The 2,960-nt window shown below is 71.1% G+C and carries 4 protein-coding genes; all 4 read right to left on the bottom strand.

The features are described from left to right. A partial coding sequence (locus G6024_RS12850) for an amino acid kinase family protein (protein WP_478213492.1) occupies positions 1–402 on the bottom strand: 402 nt, incomplete at its 3' end. Next, positions 399–1,859 carry a GTPase ObgE gene (gene obgE / locus G6024_RS12845; protein WP_067719726.1) on the bottom strand — a complete coding sequence of 487 codons (1,461 nt, stop codon included), beginning with the start codon at positions 1,857–1,859 and terminating at the stop codon, positions 399–401. The genes G6024_RS12850 and obgE, both read right to left, overlap by 4 nt. Before the next feature lie 131 nt (positions 1,860–1,990). Then, on the bottom strand, positions 1,991–2,254 hold the full coding sequence (gene rpmA, locus G6024_RS12840; protein WP_007626965.1) for a 50S ribosomal protein L27: 264 nt from the start codon (positions 2,252–2,254) through the stop codon (positions 1,991–1,993). 69 nt (positions 2,255–2,323) lie between these two features. Continuing rightward, entirely contained in the window at positions 2,324–2,629 is a 306-nt protein-coding gene (gene rplU, locus G6024_RS12835) for a 50S ribosomal protein L21 (protein ID WP_067719729.1), read from the bottom strand. Between the last annotated feature and the right edge of the window lie 331 nt (positions 2,630–2,960).

Here is a 2,960-nt window from a genome sequence, read left to right as displayed (position 1 = left end):
CAGGCGGTCGAGGGTCCGCTGGGCGTTGGCGGCGCTGTCCCGCCGCCCGATGTCGGCGGCCGTGAGCAGCACCTGGCCCACCACCCGGTCGAAGCGGGCGAACGAGTCGCCCCACGCGCGCGCCAGCTCGAGCTGTCCGACGCTGGCCGCGGCCTGCTTCGCGGACAGGGTGCCGGGGCGGGTGGTCATCCCCAGTGGCGCCATGCCGGCGCCGATCGCACCGGAGGAGACGACGAAGACGTCCGACCCCGCGGCCATCCGCGACTGGCAGACGTCGGCGAGTGCGTCGAGTTCGGCCCGCCGGATCCCGCCGTGGAAACTGGTGATGGCCGACGAGCCGATCTTAACCACCACGCGGCGGGCCGCGCCGATACGACGGCGCAACTCCCGCTCCGTGGTCACTCCAGGATCTCCTCGTCCGGGTCGATCAGGCCGCGGCGCACCCGCTTGCGGTACTTGCGCTCGGTGGCGCCGATCCGCTCGTCGGACTCCAGCCGGATGTCGGTCCCACGCCCGGTGCGCATGAGGTCGACGCCGGCCGGGGTCTGCGGCTCCCACTCGAACGAGACGTCACCGATGGTGACGGTGCAGCCCTCCGTGGCGCCGGCCTTGATGAGCGCCTCCTCGACCCCGATCCGGGCCAGCCGGTCGGCGAGGAAGCCCACGGCCTCGTCGTTGTCGAACTCGGTCTGACGGATCCACCGCTCCGGCTTGGCCCCGGTGACGATGAACGCGCCGCGGTCGGCGGGATCCGGGCGGACGCGGAACTCCTCGACGTCCACCGCCTTGGGGCGGATGACGATCCGCTCGGGCGCGGCGGGCGGGTTGGCCTTACGGTGGGCCTTGATCAACTCGTACAGGCCGTACCGCAGCTCGTCCAACCCCTTGTGGGCCACCGCGGAGATCGCATAGACCGGCCACCCCTTGGCCTCGAAGTGCTCGCGCACCATCTCCGCCATGTCGGCGGCGTCGGGCACGTCGATCTTGTTGAGCACGACCACGCGGGGGCGGTCTGCCAGGTCGCCGATCCCGGCGTCGGTGAGTTCGGACCGGTAGGCGGCGAGCTCGGCCTCGAGGGCGTCCACGTCGGAGATCGGGTCCCGGTCGGACTCGAGGTTCGCGCAGTCCACCACGTGGGCCAGCACGGCGGTGCGCTCGATGTGACGCAGGAAGTCCAGACCCAGGCCCCGGCCCTCGCTGGCCCCGGGGATGAGGCCGGGGACGTCGGCGATGGTGAAGGTGTCGTCGCCGACCGAGACCACGCCGAGGTTGGGTGCCAGGGTGGTGAAGGGGTAGTCGGCGATCTTGGGCTTGGCCGCCGAGAGAACCGAGACCAGGGAGGACTTGCCGGCGGACGGGAAGCCCACCAGTCCGACGTCGGCCATGGACTTGAGCTCGAGCGTGAGATCGCGGACCTCGCCGGGCTCGCCGAGCAGCGCGAAGCCGGGGGCCTTGCGGGCCCGGGATGCCAGGGCGGCGTTGCCCAGACCGCCCTTGCCACCCTCGGCGGCGACGAAGCGGGTGCCGACGCCGGTGAGGTCGGCCAGCACCTCGCCGTCCTCGTCGAGCACGACGGTGCCGGGCGGCACCGACAACACGAGGTCGGCGCCCTGGGCGCCGTTGCGGTTGGCGCCCATACCCGGCTGGCCCCGGCCCGCGCGGGCGTGGGGCCGGAAGTGGAAGTCGAGCAGGGTGTGGACCTGGGGGTCCACGACGAGGACGACGTCGCCGCCGTGCCCGCCGTTGCCGCCGTCGGGGCCGCCGAGGGGCTTGAACTTCTCGCGGTGCACCGAGGTGCAGCCGCGGCCGCCGTCCCCCGCTGCGAGGTGGAGCACTACGCGGTCGATGAATCTCGACATGGTGGGGACTCCTCCGGGTGACGGGTGGTGACGGGCGGGGTGGTGCAAATACTCTCGGGGGCCGGGTGTGAGGTCTTGACGACCCCGCCCGGCCCCCGAGGGCTGTTCATGAAAGTGGTCGGCTGGGAGGCTCAGGCCTCGGCGCCGGCCGGCACGATGTTCACGGTCTTGCGACCGCGCTTGGTGCCGAACTCCACCGCACCGGCGGAGAGGGCGAACAGGGTGTCGTCGCCACCACGGCCGACGTTGACGCCCGGGTGGAACTTGGTGCCGCGCTGGCGCACCAGGATCTCACCGGCGTTGACCTCCTGGCCGCCGAACCGCTTGACGCCGAGGCGCTGTGCGTTGGAGTCACGACCGTTACGGGTGCTGGATGCGCCCTTCTTACTTGCCATGTCCGAGTCCCTCCTTCAGGGAGCACGCCCGAGGGCGCTGAGCTGGTGGCCTGAGCGGCCGGAGATGGATTACTTGATACCGGTGATCTTGACGACCGTCAGCTTCTGACGGTGGCCCTGACGCTTGTGGTACCCGGTCTTGTTCTTGAACTTGTGGATCCGGATCTTCGGTCCCTTGGTCTGCTCGACGATCTCGCCGGAGACGGTGACCTTGGCCAGGGCGTCGGCGTCGGAGGTGACGGCCGAACCGTCGACCACGAGGATCGGGGACAGCGACACGGAGGTTCCGGCCTCGCCCTCGATCTTCTCGACCTTGACGTGGTCCCCTTCGGCGACCTTGTACTGCTTGCCGCCGGTCTTGACGATCGCGTACATCGAGGGCTTCCCCTTGCTTCTCGGGTGTGCGGCCGCCTGGGGCGACCACACCTGGTGTGCGGTGTTCTCTCTTGCTCGCCGACTCGCGTCGGTCGAGGGTCGCGGGCCCCGGAACCGTTCCCGATCCCGTCGCGCGACTCCTCGCGCCACGACATAGCGCCGCGACGAGCGACCTGTCAAGGTTACGGTCCGGCGGCACAGCAGGTCAAACCGACCGTGCCGCCGGCCCGCGGCCGGGTGCGTCAGTCGCCCGCGGGGGCGGTCGTCGTCCTGGTGGCACGTCGCCTCGCGGGCCGTCTGCGCGGCTCGGCGACCACCGTGGTGGGCGCTT

The organism is Dietzia maris (genome assembly GCF_014144855.1).
Classification (GTDB): Bacteria; Actinomycetota; Actinomycetes; order Mycobacteriales; family Mycobacteriaceae; genus Dietzia; species Dietzia kunjamensis.
The sequence above is the reverse complement of the archived record's forward strand: the minus strand, read 5'-3'. Positions and strand labels throughout refer to the sequence as shown.